Here is a 17,321-nt window from a genome sequence, read left to right on the forward strand (position 1 = left end):
TCGAATTAGTGAAATTTGGCCCTTATTGGCAACAAATTAGCGGCTTTATCCGCTGTTTAGCAAGCACATGAAGATAAATAATTCAATGAAATACGTCATTACCTCCGTCCGACGACGAAGGTTCATTTTCAGGGTTTGATACCCTGTACTGCATTTACGTACACATTTTTTTATTTTTCTGATTATCATTCATGAATTCATACACTGTTCAAGTCGCTAGTCAATCTCATTTTGACTTAGCGGAATCCATCTGCCACGAAATGGCAGAATCTGCCAAAGCCAGAGGCACAGGTATCGCCAAAAGAACTCCAGAATACCTTCGAGAGAAGATGTCCGAAGGAAAAGCAATCATCGCTACCGATGATGAAACCGGTGAGTTTGTGGGCTTTTGCTATGTTGAAACGTGGCAACACGGAAAGTTCGTGGCCAACTCAGGCTTAATTGTCAGACCGAGTCATCGCCAATTTGGCGTGGCGAAAGCTGTCAAAGAAAAAGCGTTTCAATTATCGCGCGAACGCTTTCCCGACGCAAAAATCATTGGTATCACGACTTCACTCGCTGTGATGAAAATCAATAGTGATTTGGGCTATGAGCCAACCACCTTTTCCGAATTACCTGTTGATGATAATTTCTGGAAAGGTTGTCAATCCTGCGTGAATTACGATATTTTGACGCGAACAGAACGAAAAATCTGCTTATGTACCGGCATGATTTTTGATCCAAACCAAGCTGCGGTGAAAGTTGAAAAAGATGAAAAGTGGATATTCTTGAAGAATATTGCCGACTTCATGCAGCTGAAAAAAATGAAAGAAAAATTATTAATGCCTTTCCATTCGAAAGGAAAAACGAAGTAAATATGAGCAAGCCGAAAGTAATTTTAGCCTTTAGTGGTGGATTAGATACCTCTTTTTGTGTCAAGTATCTAACAGAAGAGCGTGGCATGGAAGTGCACTCGGCGCTGGTAGACACCGGCGGGTTTTCTCCTGAAGAATTAAAAACGATTGAAGAAAAAGCCTATTCTTTAGGTGTGACCTCCCATGTGACATTGGATGTGGTTGAATCCTATTACCAAGATTGCATCAAATATTTAGTGTTTGGTAACGTACTCAAAAACAACACATATCCACTTTCTGTTTCTGCAGAACGTGTTTTTCAAGCAACAGCTGTCGCAAAATATGCGGCAAAAATAGGCGCGAAAGCGATTGCCCACGGCAGTACGGGTGCCGGAAATGATCAAGTCCGTTTCGACGTTGTCTTTCGTATCCTAGCTCCTGAATGCGAAGTAATCACGCCAATCCGTGACATGCAATTATCACGCGAAGCGGAAATCGAATACTTGAAATCAAAAGGCGTCGTTCAAGAATGGCATAAGTCCACGTACTCCATCAACAAAGGTCTTTGGGGGACGTCGGTAGGTGGAAAAGAAACCTTGACTTCGGATGGTTATTTACCGGAAGAAGCTTGGCCAACGCAGTTGACCGAAACTAAGCCAACAAAAATCTCATTACAATTTGAATATGGCCAATTAGTGGGCATTGACGGAAATACCTTCCCAAGTACAGTAGATGCGATTCGTGAATTGACTACTCGCGCGGGTGCTTATGCGATCGGTCGGGACATTCACGTGGGCGATACGATTATTGGGATCAAAGGCCGGGTGGGTTTTGAGGCCCCTGCCCCATTGATCATCATCAAGGCACACCATTTATTGGAGAAACATGTGTTGACCAAACATCAATTATACTGGAAGCAGAACATTGGTGATATGTATGGAACCTTGTTGCACGAAGGCCAATTCTTGGAGCCCGTAATGCGTAATTTTGAAACATTCCTGGCTGATACCCAAGATAATGTGACGGGAACGGTACATGTGGTGTTGTCGCCATATCAATTCCAGGTAACGGGAATTGAGTCTAAATTTGACTTAATGTCATCCGCATTTGGTGCGTATGGCGAAATGAATAAAGCCTGGACGGGCGATGATGTACGTGGATTCTCGAAAATTGTTTCGAACCAAACCATGATCCACCGGAAAGTTAACGAATCAAACTAATGGCAAAGATCGGAATCGTAGGTGCTGCAGGTTACACAGGAGGTGAATTACTCCGCATTTTGGTGAACCACCCGGATGTAGTTTTGGCGTGTATTATGTCAAATTCGCAGGCTGGAAAATTGGTTTCAGATGTGCACACCGACTTACTGGGCTCGACGCATGCGCGATTCTGTGATCAGCTATGTCCTGTGGATGTATTGTTTTTATGTTCTGGACATGGGGAATCGAAGAAATTCTTAGCGGCCAACGAGGTTCCTTGGCATACCAAAATCATAGATTTAAGCACAGATTTCCGAGATGAATCCGAAGGTTTTGTCTACGGGCTGCCAGAGTTTCAAAAGGAAAAAATCCGTACGGCCAACAAGATCGCCAATCCGGGTTGCTTTGCCACATCGATCGAATTAGCCTTGTTGCCATTAGCCACCGCGGGATTGATCAAATCAGCCGTGCATGTTTCGGCGATTACAGGTTCCACGGGTGCAGGACAGGCATTATCGCCCACGAGTCATTTCTCCTGGAGAAATAACAATGTTAGCATCTATAAAGCCTTCACACATCAGCATTTAACAGAAATAGGCATGGTTTTGGGGTCCGAGTACCCTGCGCCAAAGGTCAATTTCATTCCATATCGCGGTAATTTTACGCGGGGCATCATGGCGAATGTGTACACGGATTATTCAGGTACGCAGGAAGAGGCCATGGAATTATTTGAAAACTACTACCGCGATTCACCCTTTGTTTTTGTCAGCTCCCAAGCGGTGGATGTCAAGCAAGTGGTCAATACGAACAAATGCTTTTTGCACCTAGAAGTTCACGAAGGCCAAATTTTAATAAGCTCCGTGATCGATAACCTGTTAAAAGGCGCCTCAGGTCAAGCCGTTCAAAACATGAACCTAATGCTCGGCTGGGACGAATCGGCGGGGTTGAGACTTAAAGCAGCAAACTTTTAGAGAGGTAAGAAGTAAGAAGTAAGAAGTAAGAGGTGACTACTGATTACTGATTACTGACTACTGATTACTGACTACTGACAACTGACTTATGAAACTATTCGACGTATACCCACTCTACCCGATCGAACTTGTGAAAGCACAAGGAAGCACGGTATGGGCCAAAGATGGGCAGGAATATCTAGATTTATATGGAGGTCATGCCGTGATTTCCATCGGGCATTCGCACCCACATTATGTGGCCAAGATGACCGAGCAACTACATAACATTGGTTTTTATTCGAACTCCATCATCATTTCGGGGCAGGAAGAATTAGCCGAAAAATTAGGTCGCGTTTCAGGCTATCCAAGCTACCAATTATTCTTAACGAATTCCGGTGCTGAATCTAATGAGAACGCCTTAAAATTAGCCTCATTTCATACAGGACGCAAAAAAGTAGTTGCATTTACCAAAGCATTTCACGGCAGAACGGCGGGAGCGGTGGCAGTCACCGACAACCCAAGCATCGTCGCTCCGATCAATGACACGTCGCATGTAAGCTTCCACCCATTCAATCAATTGGAAGGTTTGGAACAGGTCATTACCGAAGAAACGGCAGCGGTAATTGTTGAAGGAATTCAAGGCGTAGGTGGAATTCAAGTAGCCTCTACCCCATTTTTGCAAGCGTTACGAACACGTTGTGATGAAACGGGCGCTCAATTAATTTTAGATTCCGTACAATGTGGTTACGGACGTTCTGGTAAATTCTTTTCACATCAATTTGCCGATATTCATCCGGATATGATGACTACTGCCAAAGGTATGGGAAATGGTTTTCCGATCGGTGGCGTATTAATCGCGCCACATATTCAAGCAAGCTATGGCTTATTGGGGACGACTTTTGGTGGAAATCACTTAGCCTGTACGGCAGCGAATGCCGTATTAGATATCATTCAGGAAGAAAAATTAATGGAAAACGCCACCAAACAAGGGGATTACCTGATGAGGGAATTGGCAGGAATTTCGGGAATAAAAGAAGTACGTGGTCGCGGTTTGATGATCGGGATTGAGCTTGAATCACCCGTAGGACCCGTGCGCGATGCTTTATTGAACACCCATCACATATTTTGCGGTTATGCCGGAAAACATACCTTGCGGCTATTGCCAAGTTTAGGGATGGATCAAGCGATCGCGGATCGTTTCCTAGAAAGTTTGACAAAGACGTTGAAGGCATAGATTAGTTTAGTTCCGACTTGCTTTTTGAATAGAAATGTGATTATTTTGCGTTTCTTTTGTTCAAGAGAAAATCGAAAAACAGAGCGAGAGATTAAATCAATTATTTATTCATACCAATGGCATTAATTACAAAAATTAGAGAGAAATCAGGGATTGCAGCAGCGGCTATCGCGATCAGTTTAGTGTTGTTTCTCATAGGAAGTGATATTTTCCAAGGAAAATCATCCTTATTCGGTGGCAGCTCACAGGAGGTTGGCAATATTGCTGGAGAAAGTATTCTCATTCAAGATTTCCAAAAGAAAGTAGAAGAAGCTACGGCTAATTACACAGCACAAACAGGAAAAGGTCCATCCGAGCAAGAAGCAACGATGATTCGTGACCAAGTTTGGAACCAATACGTATTGGATATCGCCTACAAAAAAGAATTTGATGCCTTAGGATTAAAGGTTTCTGAAGAAGAATTGATTGATATGGTGCAAGGGAATTACATTCACCCGTCTGTGCGCCAACAATTCACTAATCCGCAAACAGGACAGTTTGACAAGACATTCGTGATTCAATTCTTGAAGAATTTGAAGACGATGCCGGTTCAGCAACAACAAGCATGGGCTAATTTTGAGAAATCAATTTCGCAAGATCGTATCCGTACGAAGTATGAAAACTTGATGCGTTTGTCTAACTACGTGACACAAGCAGATGCGGCGAAAGAATACCAAGCGCAAACTGCGAAGTTTAGTGCACGTTTCGTATACGTTCCTTTCTTCTCCGTTTCAGATTCAACGGTTAAAGTAACGGATGCACAATTAGAAGATTATTTAGCGAAGCATAAGGATCAGTACAAAGGAACCAATACGCGTTCTATTCAATACGCAACTTTCCCAGTGATTCCTACGAAGCAAGACACGGCTGAGTTCTACAATCAAATTAAGAAATTAGCCAAAGACTTAGCTGTAGCACCGAATGACTCCGCATTTGCGATGTTGAATTCAGATGTGCGCACACCTTACCTATTGCCTTATGCTGAAATTCCAGCAGCGGTTAAGACTCAATTAGCTACGTTCCAAGTGGGTGGTATCTACGGACCATTTAAAGAAGGTTTAACGTACTCGATCTACAAGTATGGTGGCGTGAAGAAAGATTCATTGTTCACGATGCGTGCAAGTCATATTTTGATTGCACCGGCCAACAAGTCTGATTCGGCGAAGGCGCAAGCTAGACAACGTGCTGAGGCTGTTTTAGCGCAAGTTAAGGGTGGCGGAAGTTTTGAGACATTGGCTCAAATGAATGGCATGGATGGCACAGCACAAAATGGAGGAGACCTAGGTTATTTCAAAAATAATGGATCTATGGTTAAATCATTTGAGAAAGCCTTGTTTGGATTTAATGGTACAGGTTTGATGCCAGGTGTTATTGAAACAGATTACGGTTTCCATGTGGTGAAAGTGACGGATGCCAAAACAAATACAAGCTATAAATTGGCAGCCATCAACAAAACAATCGCTCCATCACAAGCTACGTTAGACAAAGTATTCACGCAAGCAGATGCTTTCGCGAATGCAAACGGAACACAAGGTGCTTTCGAAGTAGCAATGAAGAAAGATAAGAACATCATCATGATGCGTGCCGATCGTTTATTAGAAAATGCCTCTGCAGTAAATAACTTAAGCAATGCGCGCGAAATTGTTCGTTGGGCATTTGACGAAAACACAGCCGTAGGTGATGGTTCAAAGAAAGTGTTTGAACAAGAAAATCAATACATCGTGGCTTACTTAACTGGCAAAACAGATAAAGACAATGTCACAATAAACGACTTCCGTGAGGAGTTGACTGCAATGGTTCGTAACCAATTGAAAGGTGAGCAAATTTCAGCGAAACTTTCAGGCATTAAAGGTTCATTGGAGCAAATCGCTCAGAAATATGGTGCAGGTGCTTTGGTAGAAACTGTACAAGATTTAACTTTATCATCGGGCATGTTAAACACAGCTGGTCCAGACGCGATTGCTTTAGGACGTATCGCTGGTTTGAGAAACGGAAAGCGTAGTGCGGTGTTTGTTGGTGACAATGGAGTTTTCATCGCTGAGAAAACAGGTTCAGTGGTAGCTCCTTCATTAGCGGATTACTCAATTTACAAGAACCAAATTCAATCAATGAATTTGCAACGTACTTCATTCTACATCAATGAAGCGATTAAAGAAAATGCAAAAATTGAAGACAAGCGATACAAATTCTATTAATAGTTCGTTGTAAGAAATAAGGAAAAGCATTCTGCAAGGAATGCTTTTCTTGTTTGAAAGCTAAACATGAAAAGAAACCGTTGGATCTTATGGCTTGGATTGGGAATCGCCCTTCTCGTGGCGAGTCCTTTACTACGTTTTCGCTGGGACATCAGTGAGGACAAAAAGTTCACCCTAAGCGAATCCACACGAACAACGCTGGAGGCTTTGGATGCACCGATTCGCATTGAGGTGTATTTAGGCGGCGATGGACTACCAGGTGGCTTTAAGCGACTCGAAAAAGCTACCTTAAGTATCTTGTCTGATATTAAAAGCCAAAGCCCGCAAACCATTGACATCGAGCAAGTAGATATGTATGCCGCCTATCCAGATGAGAAGGATCGGGAGCGCAAGATATTCCAGTTGGATTCATTGGGATTACCGCCCACGAATATTGTCAATAAGCAAGATGGGAAGCAAGTACAGCAATTGGCCTTTCCGGGTTTAGTGATTACGAAAGGGGAAAGATCAGTGGGGGTATTGTTGCTGAAAGGGGACCAACTAGCCAATTCGCAAGAGGTATTGAATCAGTCCATTGAGGGATTGGAGTATGAGATTATGCAGGGGATTCAAAGCTTGGCGGAAACGGAACGCAAGAAGATTGGGTTCTTGATGGATTACAATCATGTACCGGCCGTGAAGCAGTTGAGTCTGATTGCGGCTTTACGTAAACGTTACGATTTATATCCGGTTGACTTGGGCGCTTCGGCGACATTGGATGGCTTGGATGCGATTTGTTTGATTCAGCCAGACCGAGTTTTCAGTCCATCGGATCAGTATAAGATAGACCAATTTTTGGTCAAAGGAGGAAAGGGAATTTTCTTTATGGAGGGTGTCCGGACGGATACCATTGCGAATCAAGGTTTGGTGAGTACAGCCGTAGATGTGGGCTTACAGGCAATGTTGTATCGCTATGGATTACGTTTAAATAGTAATTGGGTGAAAGATGCACAGCTGTCAGGAGCGATTCCCTTGGCAGTAGGCAATTATGGAAATAAGCCAAGCATCGAGTTAATGCCTTGGCCAGCATTTCCTTTATTGCGTGGAAATCAGGCTTCGTTGATTACCAAGAATTTGGATGCGGTGTACGGTCGGTTTGTATCGAGTATTGATACTGTGGCGGGTGCGATGCATTTAAAAAAGACCCCTTTATTGCAGACGAGTACCTATACGCAAGTCCAACAGGCCCCAGCGACATTGCCATTTTCATCTACCGGAAAGGATTTTGATCCGGCTAAATATAAAGCGGGCGTTCAGGTGGTATCCTATTTAATAGAAGGTCGGTTTAGCTCGATATTCCAAAATAGACCGCTGCCAAACGACAGTTTGCAACAAAAATTTATTGGCCAATCCGACCAAGCAGGTGGCTTAATTCTAGTAGCTGATGGGGACATCGCGCTGAATGATATTGACCCGGAAACGAAGGGGCCCATGGCCTTGGGTTTTGACCCATTTTCGAAGCATACCTTTGCGAATGTGGATTTTATTTTAAATGGATTTCAGTACTTACTGGACGACCAAAAAGCATTATTGGCGCGCAGCAAAAATATCCGTCTACGTCCGCTCGATAAGGGCAAAATTCAGGAAGAAAAGGGTTTTTGGCAGGGCTTAAATATGCTATTACCTATTTTGTTTGGTGGCTTGTTTAGTTTGGCGGTGGTGCTCTATCGCCGGAATAAATACAATCGCTAAAGGGCTTGGCTTTGTAGCTTAATTCTTTTAACTTCGAGGTTTGAAAACGTACGTCATAAATTAACGATAAGCAATGAAATTTCTAGTCGCCTCCAATGTATTATTGAAGCAGATTTCCGCCATTAATGGGGTTGTCGCAAGTAATCCAATCATCCCTATTTTGGAGAACATTTTAGTAGAATTAGAGGGTAATTCCTTGAAGCTAACGGCTTCTGACTTACAGACGGTCATGACGACGACGTTGGACGTGGAGGGATTCGAGAATGGATCGATTGCGTTACCAGCACGTTTATTGTTGGAGACCTTGCGTAGCTTACCGGATCAGCCGGTTACGATTGGCGCGGACCAAGGAACATTTGGAGCGGAGATTTCGACTCAAAATGGTCGGTTTAAATTAAGTGGTGAGAATCCAATTGATTTCCCACGTATCCCAGAGGTTGCTAAAAACCAATCAATTTCATTATCTGCTTTGACGTTGGGCGAAGCGATTGCTAATACCTTACTAGCTGTTTCAAATGATGATATGCGACCGGCGATGACGGGTGTGTTGATTCAAATGATGGGTGATCACACGAATTTTGTGGCGACGGACGGACATCGTTTGGTACGTTACCGTAGAACGGATATTCGTCCAGAGGCGCAAAGCAGCTTAATTTTACCTAAGAAAGCGTTGTCCTTATTGAAGTCGACATTGCCTACGGCGGACACGCAAGTAACGGTTGAATTTAGTTCTTCGAATGCCTTCTTTAGCTTTGATAGTTTCCAGTTGATTTGTCGGATTATCGATGAGCGTTTCCCAGAATATGAGAATGCGATTCCGAAAGAGAACAATGAGATTGTGACGATTAATCGCTTAGAATTCTTGAGTTCGGTGAAGCGTATTTCGATTTACTCGAATAAGACGACGCACCAAATTCGCTTGAAGTTAACAGCAAATAGCTTGACATTATCAGCAGAGGATTTAGATTACTCGAATGAGGCTAATGAATCTTTAGCCTGCGAATATGCTGGCAAGGACATGGAGATTGGCTTCAATGCCAAATTGATCTCTGAGTTACTCGGCAATTTATCGTCAAAATTTGTAGATATTAAATTAAGTGAGCCAAACAAAGCAGGCTTAATTATCCCGTCTGACCAGGATGAGCACGAAGATGTGTTGTTGCTGGTGATGCCAGTCATGTTAAATTCATATAACTAGAGGTAAGAAGTAAGAGGTGAGAGTATTCTCAGTTCTAACATCATACCTCTTACTTCTTAGTTCTTACTTCTTAATTCATTGTGTTATGAAAAAACTATTAAGCATCCTATTCCTTTCCATTTTAACTCTCCCTGCAATAGCGGCAGAGGGTGATGGAGTTAATTTCTTTGAGGGAACATTTCGCCAGGCGAAAGAGAAGGCAAAGAAGGAAAACAAATTAATCATGTTGGACGCCTACACGACCTGGTGTGGCCCGTGTAAAGTATTGAAGAACAAAGTATTCCCTAATAAAGAGTTGGGCGATTACATCAATGCGAATTTCGTGTCGATTGGTGTCGACATGGAGGCTGGTGAAGGTCCGGCCTTAGCCAATATGTATCCGATTGAAGGCTACCCAACAATCTTGTTTATGGATGCCACAGGCAAGGTAAAAAAGAAGGTATTGGGTTTACCACAGGGTGGCGCTAAGGAGTTGTTGGGCGTAGCGAAAGCAGTAAAGAAGTAAGAGGTAAGAACTAAGAGGTAAGAGATATTGAGAGCCTGGGAAATTTTCCTGGGCTTTTTTATTTAAAAAAACATCTACCTCTCACTTCTTACTTCTTACCTCTTTAACTCTACTGGCTTCGACCTTTTCCGCATCTGAATATTGATAAACTCAACGAACAAGGAGAATGCGATTGAGAAGTACAGATAGCCTTTAGGTATTTGACCAATGCTGTTGCCTAGAATGATTAATTCAGAACCATGGCTCGCTTCTGCGATCAGCATAAAACCAATCATTATTAGGAATGAAAGGCCGAGCACTTGTAAGGAAGGGTGATCGTTTACAAAGCGGCCAACGGGACCTGAGAAGGCCATCATAATGACTGCCGATACCACGACGGCAATAATCATGACCATCATGTTGTCGGATAGGCCAATGGCTGTCAAGATGGAATCGATTGAAAATACGAGATTGATCAGTGCGATTTGGGTGACAACTTTGGCAATACTATTCACCGCTTTACCGGTCGCGCCTAGGTGCTCCTCCTCCCCTTCCAGTTTCATAAAAATTTCATTCGTGGCTTTGTAAAGCAGAAATAGGCCACCAATAAACAAGATAATTCCTTGTCCCGTAGGTGCTGCTTTGAAATAGGTCGTATCAATGTGCATGAATGGTTTTTGCAGCGAAATCAAGATAGAGATCCCAAAAAGCAAGATCACCCGAAAGACCATAGCGAGTAATAAACCGATATTACGGGCTTGAGCTTGACTTTCTTTGGGTAGTCGGGAAGCCGTAATCGAAATGAAAATGATATTATCAATCCCCAAAACGATTTCCAAAAAAGTTAATGTCAGTAAACTGACCAGATTATCTAAACTAAATAGTGATTCCATGTACATTTTTTTTCTGGCGTAAAGATGGTGTGTTTCAGGCAGATAATCAAAAAACAGGCCTCAGAGATAAAAAAAATGAAGTATTTTCAAGCGCCAACTTGCATAAAAAAAATAAAAGACAGATATTTGCAAACCAATTCAACGAAATGGTCCTATAGCTCAGCTGGTTCAGAGCACCTGCCTTACAAGCAGGGGGTCCTAGGTTCGAATCCTAGTGGGACCACTTAAACCACCTCAAACGAGGTGGTTTTTTTTATTTTATGGCAGGAGTAGCAGAGTGGGTAGCACGACAGGGGATTTCGATAGAAATGCGAGTTTGTTTAAATCCCAAATATCCATTTTGCATATTAATATTTCAACAAATCAATTGTAAATAAAAAATAAAGCCCAACAAATTTACTGGGCTTCTTAATTTTATGGTTACTTGAGCAAGTAACTAGTCCTCATAAAATTTACGATATAATTGGCCTGAAATAAAAACAGCGTTAATGCCTTTGTTTTTTTCTGCCCACGCTTTGAATTTTGGATGTTCATGTATCGCTTTGTATTCAGCTTCTGAATTCCAATGACCAATGGTACAATGACGAAACGTTTTTGTGGTATCTGAAGCAGCCAATTTAAGATGGCTATAATAATTTTTAGGATAGCCAATCTCAACCATAATTGCATTGATTTCTTTCAAAGTTGCTTTATAGGTTTGCTCAGCTGAAGCATTTTTAACATCGTAAAAATGAACAGAATTGATAGCGTTTTGAGCTGAGGCAGTCCGGCCAATAGCCAAGCCAAGCACTACTAAAAAAAGGATTTTTTTCATGATATTAAATTTGGTTTAGAATTTATGTAAGAACAAACATAAGTATCTTTTTGAATTTAAAAATAAATTTTTATATTTTATTTACAAAGTCAAACTTACATCAAACAGTGATTCATTTTATTCAAAGCAGCAAACAAGAGCGCACAAGAAACTAATTTAAACCCGCTCAAATCATATTGAATAAGTCAACTAAATTGGAATAGTTTTAACTTGGTAAGATCCTGATAAGATTAAAATTTGATTGTAGCCGCATCGACTCGGTTAGTGGGACCACTTAAACCATCTCAAACGAGGTGGTTTTTTTAATTTATGGCAGGAGTAGCAGAGTGGGTAGCACGAGAAGGGTATTTCGAAAAGGAAAGCCAGCCAGCATATTGAATATTTAAGTCTCAAAATAACTATGCTATTTGCTTGATTCTGCCTATTTTCACTCTCCCATTTTACATAAAATCTTCATGCAGATGAGAATTCTTTTTGCCCTTCTTTTGGTTACCTCTTTGTCCGTATATGGCCAAAAATTCACCAAGCTCGAAATAAATGAAATTGAACAGTCAGAGATTAAAGGCTCGCTTTTGACATTCAGAGAATTCCTCCAAATGCCCAACGATGGGAATTATCCCCAACAAATTGAAACCAATCTGAAATGGTGTGAAAAAACATTTCAAAATTTAGGGTTTAAAACCACGCAGCTAGTTTCGTCGAAAATACCTCATTTATATGCTGAATACATAACCGACCCCAAAAAGCCCAATGTGTTATTTTATCTACAAATTGACGGACAACCCGTAGATAAATCCGCTTGGAATCAACCTAATCCTTTTGAGCCGGTAATCAAAAACCAAAAAGGAGAAGAAGTTTCGTGGCAAGAGATTGAGACCAAAATAGATCCTGAATGGAAAATAGTTGCTCGGTCAACATCCGACTCAAAAGGTCCTGCCATGTGTTTAATTTCTGCACTAAACGCGCTACGAAAAAGAAATATAGCTCCTGCTTATAATGTCAAAGTGATCATGGATTTTCAAGAGGAGTTAAGCTCCCCGACTATCGCTGATTTAGTCAAAAAGAATCGCGCACTTTTGGCGGCCGACCGCTTAGTCATAATGGATGGAACACGACACATATCCGATATTCCCACGATCATGTTTGGTGCTAGAGGTATTGCAACGCTGACTTTAACGGTATATGGTGCCAAAGAAAATTTGCACAGCGGCCAATATGGTAACTACGCCCCCAATCCAGCCTTAAAATTAGCCAAGCTGTTAGCTGGCATGAAAGACGATGATGGTCGGGTAACGATTCCAGGATTTTATGATGGGGTCACGATTACAGCGGCCGACAAAAAATCATTTGCTGAAATCCCTGAAAATATGGCGGAAATAAATGCGGAAATTGGCATTGCAGAAGCCGAAAAAGTGGGAGAAAGTTATCAAGAAGCCATGCAGTACCCCAGCTTAAATATCCGTGGCTTACAAGCATCCAACGTAGGAAAACTAGTCACCACGACGATTCCAAGTATGGCCATCGCTGAATTAGATTTACGGTTGGTTCCCGAAACACCCGGTTCGAGACAAATCGGTTTAATCAAAAACTACTTGACACAACAAGGTGTAACGCTAATTGATAGTTTACCTACGGACCAACAAAGAGCCCAATTCAAAACCTTGGCAACGTTGAAACAAAAAGAAGGATCACTACCCTTTAGAACTCCCATGGATTCTGAAATCGGCCTATGGTTATCCAAAGCAACAGAAAGAGCTGTGGGCAAATTTCTAAAGGTGCGTGCCACAGGTGGTTCGCAACCTATGGCTTCTTTCATCGAAACTTTAAACGTGCCAGCGGTATCACTTAGAATTCCTAATCCGTATAATAACATACATGCTGCCAACGAGAACATTAAAATCAAAAACTACGAGGAAGGAATGAAGATGTGTATTGCGCTCTTAACGCAGCAAGCAGATTAGACATCCACCAAGCGCATCAACCAGGCTGAAATAATCCCAGCATACGTACCAATGACATGGCTCAAAACTGCTAATAAAACTCCTACAGGCGCTAAGGAGGGGTGAAAAGCAGCAGCTACAGCGGGTGCAGTCGCCACTCCACCGATATTGGCTTGGCTCCCTACGGCGACAAAAAAGAAAGGGGCTTTGATCATTTTGGCAGCCACAATCATAGAAATAATATGTATCAGCATCCAGATTACCGCTACTGCCAGTAATCCAACGTTGGCACCGATATTAAATAAATCTAGACGCATCCCAATAGTCATAATTAAGAAATAAATAAAGAGCGTAGCAAAATCTGTGCTCCCTAGCTTTTCCATTTTTCGAACGCGGGTAAACGATAAAAGGATACCGATCGTTGTTGACAAAAGTATCAGCCATAAAAATTGGGATGAAAAAGGCTCTAAACCATGCGAAATAAGCCAGTCGCGATGTGGTGCAAACATTTTTGATATTAAGCCACTACAGGCATGTGCAACAGCCGTACCACCAAATCCTATGCCCAATATAAATGTCAGATCTTTTAAGTCGGCAGGTTTATCTTTCGTTTCCTTAAATTTCAAGATATTTTTTTTGACATCCTCAATCAACGTTGCATCTGCCCCGAGCCAGGCGTCAATTTTATGGGTGATTCCTGCGCCATAAAACAAGAGCGCTGTCCATACATTTGCCACTAAGGCATCGATGACCAAAATGATCACAAATAGCTCCTCTGAGCATCCATAAATCTCTTTTAATGCCAATTGGCTACTACTTCCACCGATCCACGAACCCGTGATAGTAACCAATCCTTTCCAATACCCCGCTTCCTGAGCTGCGACATGAAAACTATCAGAAAAGAACGAGACAATATATAAGGCGATAGGGCCACCAATAACGATACCGATTGAACCCGTAAAAAATATGAGTAGTGCTTTATTACCTAAACCAAAAATTGCTTTCAGATTTGCTGTCGATAATAATAAAATCAAGGAGGCAGGAAGTAAGTAAGCCGTCGCAAAACGATATAAACCAGATGCTTCACCACTAATAACATGGTAACTATTCAGAAAACCAGGAATCAAATAACAAAACAATAAGGGAGGAACTACCCCATATAATTTTTTCCAAAAACCATGATTGGAATCAGCACTATAAAAAATTCCAGCTAATAGAATTAAAAATAGTCCTGCGATAATGGCATCGTTCTCGATTTGGAAAAAATTCATTTAATCAAATTTAAATTAAACTACATACCAAAAATATGCCAACGAGCCTCCTTCGAATTAACCATTTTATCTCCGTCATGAGCTACATCTGGTACAACGGCAATTTGGTATATTTTCTTTTTTGGGGAATACAGTTGGACGTAATCATAAAAATATTGCCCCCGCTCTAAACGAAAACGCCCTTGCATATTACCCTCGCATGTCTTATCTAAACTACTATCGTTCATATTGACATCTTTCTCCCCCAGAATAAATCGAATATCTCGATTCAGAAATTGTTTCTTGATGGTTTCAACACCCACTAGGGAAGCATACGGATTTAGCTTATCCATGCCTCGGGGATAATCATTGAAACCAGGACAACCACTAGTATCGGGCTTGATAAACGTTAAACCAGTTTCCGTTTTTACAGGTCTTCGGTCATCTAAGTACATGTACGTAGAAGGATTCATCACGATAAAATTAAACTTGTATTTCGAAGCAATCGAAGGCATGGGCGTCATGCCCACGTAGCGGGAAACAAATTGTCCTCCGGCCGAATGACCAATGATGGTAATTTTTTTCAGACTCGGAAAAAGCTTTTTATTACATGCCCGGGAAATCAACGAATCCACTAAACTAAAGCTGCTGAATGCCTCTGCCATCTTACGTTTTTCACTTGATACCGATTCATCGCCTATGCGCCAATTATTCTTTACCCAAAACAAATGCGTGGCATCATGTTTATGATCTTCTAAATCTTTCTCCGAATTAAATTGAGGAGAAATAAATAAAGTCTCTTCTTTCTTATTGGCTGCATTGACCGCTTTTTCACCCCACTCATAATAGTCAAGTCCATTTCTCCTGGCACCGTGAATGTAGATCACCAGTTGCTTGATTTGATCATTTTTCACTGCGATTGGATGATTACTGGCGTAGCGAAACGAATAGATTTTATCGTTCTTTTTGAAAGAAAAGACATTGGGACAAGCTCTTTCGATTGCTGCTGGCTTTTCATCCTGGGCATTTCCGAACATTGGAATAAAAAGACTGAGGACCAGTAAGTGAAGAAGTGATTTCATGGTTTTAGGAGGCTAAACAAAACCCTCCAAGTAAAGTGCTTGGAGGGTTTTAATATAATTCAATTAAAATATGGACTATTTATTTACTTCTGTAACACTAAATATACCAGCATCTTTAGGCGCATTTTGATTCGCACTTAACTCTGATTGTGCTACAATAAAGCGTTGTGGATATTGCTTGATCGTCGCTGAATTAAATGGAGGTAACACAGCGATATCTTTTTCTTTTGAGCCTAATCTTCTCAAGTCATCAAAAGCCATTGAACTTGTAAAGCCAGAAACATATCTTTCTTCGATAATTTCACGAAGTAAAGCTCTATCGGTAGGGATTCCATCTAGGTTTTCCATGCCACCTTTTTCAAAGTCGGCTAATACATACGCATCATATTTTAATGCATCTGCTGCGTTCAATTTAATAAACGCTCTACCACCAGCTAAATAAGCTCTTAGCTTGTTCAATTGAACAATTCCTTCAGCTGTTTTTCCAGCTCTAACCGCGGTTTCAGCCAAGATTAATAAGTTCTCTTCAAGACCAACTAGTGTCATAGGTGTATTAATAGCGGCGATACCTTTATTGTTGGTTGCTGACGCTCCGTCAAATCGGTAATAGCTCAATCGCGCATTTTCCTGAGTTTTTGCGTTGTTTCGTCCCTTTCCTAATAAATTATCAAGATGAGATCCCGTAAAACCCCAATAGCCACCACGCTGATTAATCATTTTGTAGTTCAGATTTTGACTTCCATTTCCAATAGCTGGAGGAGTGAAAACCAAAGCGTCTGTCGTCACTAACACACCCAATAAAGCTTCTTGATACGCCTTATCATATTCACGTGTGTACATGTACAAACGCGCTTTTAAGGTACGTGCTACTTTAATCCATTTTTGGGTATTTCCGGCGAACATTAAATCTTCTGGAATGGCGGTATTAGGAGCTGCACCCAGATCAGTTATTGCTTCATCTAGCAAAAGTTGCAGCTGAGCAAAAACAAATTTTTGGTTATCAAATTTAGGGTCAGCAACTTCTTCTTTCGCTACTTCGGTATAAGGAATATCGCCAAATAAGCTAGCCATGGTTCCTAAGGTATTAGCTTCCAAAACCTTTGTAATCCCCGAGTATTGTTTTGCTTTCGGGCTTGTGGCGGTTTGTTGTCTCAACATACGCGCTTGTTTCACAACACCTTGATAAGCATTCTGCCAGACATTGTTACTTTCCTCAGCAGAGATGTTGTATTCGGCTAAACTTTTATACAATAAAATCAATCCTCTTGTATGACCAGCCCACATCCCACTAATACGTGTTTGGTGGCCAGCCTGAACTGAAATATTGGCAAGTTCAATTCCTTTTAATAATAAAACTCCCGCTTCAAAGGAATCTGAGGAAATTTCATTTGGATTGTCGTTGATTCCCTCAACAACTTTCTCACACCCTACACTAAATACTAACAATAGTGATAGCGCTGCATATTTTATATTTTTCAT

Annotated in this window: 14 protein-coding genes and 1 tRNA gene; 10 read left to right on the forward strand and 5 right to left on the reverse strand. The window is 41.5% G+C overall.

What is annotated here, in order from left to right:
* Positions 1-191 precede the first annotated feature (191 nt).
* The 8 genes from U0R10_RS10750 to U0R10_RS10785 all read left to right on the forward strand — a co-directional run bounded on the left by U0R10_RS10750 (position 192) and on the right by U0R10_RS10785 (position 9,884).
* Positions 192-854 carry a GNAT family N-acetyltransferase gene (locus tag U0R10_RS10750; RefSeq protein WP_377983973.1) on the forward strand — a complete coding sequence of 221 codons (663 nt, stop codon included), beginning with the start codon at positions 192-194 and terminating at the stop codon, positions 852-854.
* 2 nt (positions 855-856) lie between these two features.
* Positions 857-2,053, forward strand: coding sequence for an argininosuccinate synthase (locus U0R10_RS10755; protein ID WP_377983974.1), 1,197 nt, complete (start codon positions 857-859; stop codon positions 2,051-2,053).
* A complete protein-coding gene (gene argC / locus U0R10_RS10760) occupies positions 2,053-3,003 on the forward strand; it encodes an N-acetyl-gamma-glutamyl-phosphate reductase (protein ID WP_377983975.1) in 951 nt (316 codons plus the stop codon). Before U0R10_RS10755 ends, argC begins: the two co-directional genes overlap by 1 nt.
* An 88-nt stretch (positions 3,004-3,091) precedes the next feature.
* Entirely contained in the window at positions 3,092-4,216 is a 1,125-nt protein-coding gene (locus tag U0R10_RS10765) for an aspartate aminotransferase family protein (protein WP_377983976.1), read from the forward strand.
* A 116-nt stretch (positions 4,217-4,332) separates the two neighbouring features.
* The gene (locus tag U0R10_RS10770) at positions 4,333-6,450 is read left to right on the forward strand and encodes a peptidylprolyl isomerase (RefSeq protein ID WP_377983977.1); all 2,118 of its coding nucleotides are present in this window, start codon (positions 4,333-4,335) and stop codon (positions 6,448-6,450) included.
* Positions 6,451-6,516: 66 nt separating this feature from the next.
* Positions 6,517-8,181 carry a gliding motility-associated ABC transporter substrate-binding protein GldG gene (gldG, locus tag U0R10_RS10775; protein ID WP_377983978.1) on the forward strand — a complete coding sequence of 555 codons (1,665 nt, stop codon included), beginning with the start codon at positions 6,517-6,519 and terminating at the stop codon, positions 8,179-8,181.
* 73 nt (positions 8,182-8,254) lie between these two features.
* Positions 8,255-9,379: a DNA polymerase III subunit beta gene (gene dnaN / locus U0R10_RS10780; RefSeq protein WP_377983979.1), complete on the forward strand. Its 1,125-nt coding sequence runs from the start codon at positions 8,255-8,257 to the stop codon at positions 9,377-9,379.
* A gap of 85 nt (positions 9,380-9,464) precedes the next feature.
* Positions 9,465-9,884 (forward strand): thioredoxin family protein, encoded by a 420-nt coding sequence (locus U0R10_RS10785; RefSeq protein WP_377983980.1) that lies wholly within the window; start codon positions 9,465-9,467, stop codon positions 9,882-9,884.
* Positions 9,885-9,979: 95 nt separating this feature from the next.
* Here U0R10_RS10785 and U0R10_RS10790 read toward each other — a convergent pair whose 3' ends face one another.
* Positions 9,980-10,756 carry a TerC family protein gene (locus tag U0R10_RS10790; protein WP_377983981.1) on the reverse strand — a complete coding sequence of 259 codons (777 nt, stop codon included), beginning with the start codon at positions 10,754-10,756 and terminating at the stop codon, positions 9,980-9,982.
* 148 nt (positions 10,757-10,904) lie between these two features.
* Here U0R10_RS10790 and U0R10_RS10795 point away from each other — a divergent pair.
* Positions 10,905-10,979: transfer RNA gene (locus tag U0R10_RS10795), tRNA-Val, on the forward strand.
* Between the two features lie 213 nt (positions 10,980-11,192).
* Here U0R10_RS10795 and U0R10_RS10800 read toward each other — a convergent pair.
* A complete protein-coding gene (locus U0R10_RS10800) occupies positions 11,193-11,570 on the reverse strand; it encodes a hypothetical protein (protein WP_377983982.1) in 378 nt (125 codons plus the stop codon).
* 455 nt (positions 11,571-12,025) lie between these two features.
* Here U0R10_RS10800 and U0R10_RS10805 point away from each other — a divergent pair, with 455 nt between their 5' ends.
* On the forward strand, positions 12,026-13,531 hold the full coding sequence (locus U0R10_RS10805; protein WP_377983983.1) for a M20/M25/M40 family metallo-hydrolase: 1,506 nt from the start codon (positions 12,026-12,028) through the stop codon (positions 13,529-13,531).
* On the opposite strand, the gene U0R10_RS10810 is transcribed toward U0R10_RS10805, so the two are convergent.
* The 3 genes from U0R10_RS10810 to U0R10_RS10820 all read right to left on the reverse strand — a co-directional run bounded on the left by U0R10_RS10810 (position 13,528) and on the right by U0R10_RS10820 (position 17,321).
* A complete protein-coding gene (locus U0R10_RS10810; protein WP_377983984.1) occupies positions 13,528-14,781 on the reverse strand; it encodes a DUF819 family protein in 1,254 nt (417 codons plus the stop codon). The two genes, U0R10_RS10805 and U0R10_RS10810, sit on opposite strands and share 4 nt — an antisense overlap.
* Before the next feature lie 20 nt (positions 14,782-14,801).
* Complete coding sequence (locus U0R10_RS10815; RefSeq protein WP_377983985.1) at positions 14,802-15,842, reverse strand: hypothetical protein; 1,041 nt, start codon at positions 15,840-15,842, stop codon at positions 14,802-14,804.
* Between the two features lie 75 nt (positions 15,843-15,917).
* Entirely contained in the window at positions 15,918-17,321 is a 1,404-nt protein-coding gene (locus tag U0R10_RS10820) for a SusD/RagB family nutrient-binding outer membrane lipoprotein (RefSeq protein WP_377983986.1), read from the reverse strand.

It is taken from the genome of Aquirufa avitistagni (assembly GCF_042715545.1).
In the GTDB taxonomy this organism is placed as follows: domain Bacteria; phylum Bacteroidota; class Bacteroidia; order Cytophagales; family Spirosomataceae; genus Aquirufa; species Aquirufa avitistagni.

Bases quoted from the DNA above. Each gene is read 5' to 3' on its own strand.
- U0R10_RS10770 (WP_377983977.1), top strand. From the start codon at position 4,333: ATGGCATTAATTACAAAAATTAGAGAGAAATCAGGGATTGCAGCAGCG.
- U0R10_RS10785 (WP_377983980.1), top strand. From the start codon at position 9,465: ATGAAAAAACTATTAAGCATCCTATTCCTTTCCATTTTAACTCTCCCT.
- U0R10_RS10810 (WP_377983984.1), bottom strand. From the start codon at position 14,781: ATGAATTTTTTCCAAATCGAGAACGATGCCATTATCGCAGGACTATTT.
- dnaN (WP_377983979.1), top strand. From the start codon at position 8,255: ATGAAATTTCTAGTCGCCTCCAATGTATTATTGAAGCAGATTTCCGCC.
- argC (WP_377983975.1), top strand. From the start codon at position 2,053: ATGGCAAAGATCGGAATCGTAGGTGCTGCAGGTTACACAGGAGGTGAA.
- U0R10_RS10755 (WP_377983974.1), top strand. From the start codon at position 857: ATGAGCAAGCCGAAAGTAATTTTAGCCTTTAGTGGTGGATTAGATACC.
- U0R10_RS10815 (WP_377983985.1), bottom strand. From the start codon at position 15,842: ATGAAATCACTTCTTCACTTACTGGTCCTCAGTCTTTTTATTCCAATG.
- U0R10_RS10790 (WP_377983981.1), bottom strand. From the start codon at position 10,756: ATGGAATCACTATTTAGTTTAGATAATCTGGTCAGTTTACTGACATTA.
- U0R10_RS10750 (WP_377983973.1), top strand. From the start codon at position 192: ATGAATTCATACACTGTTCAAGTCGCTAGTCAATCTCATTTTGACTTA.
- U0R10_RS10820 (WP_377983986.1), bottom strand. From the start codon at position 17,321: ATGAAAAATATAAAATATGCAGCGCTATCACTATTGTTAGTATTTAGT.
- gldG (WP_377983978.1), top strand. From the start codon at position 6,517: ATGAAAAGAAACCGTTGGATCTTATGGCTTGGATTGGGAATCGCCCTT.
- U0R10_RS10800 (WP_377983982.1), bottom strand. From the start codon at position 11,570: ATGAAAAAAATCCTTTTTTTAGTAGTGCTTGGCTTGGCTATTGGCCGG.
- U0R10_RS10805 (WP_377983983.1), top strand. From the start codon at position 12,026: ATGCAGATGAGAATTCTTTTTGCCCTTCTTTTGGTTACCTCTTTGTCC.
- U0R10_RS10765 (WP_377983976.1), top strand. From the start codon at position 3,092: ATGAAACTATTCGACGTATACCCACTCTACCCGATCGAACTTGTGAAA.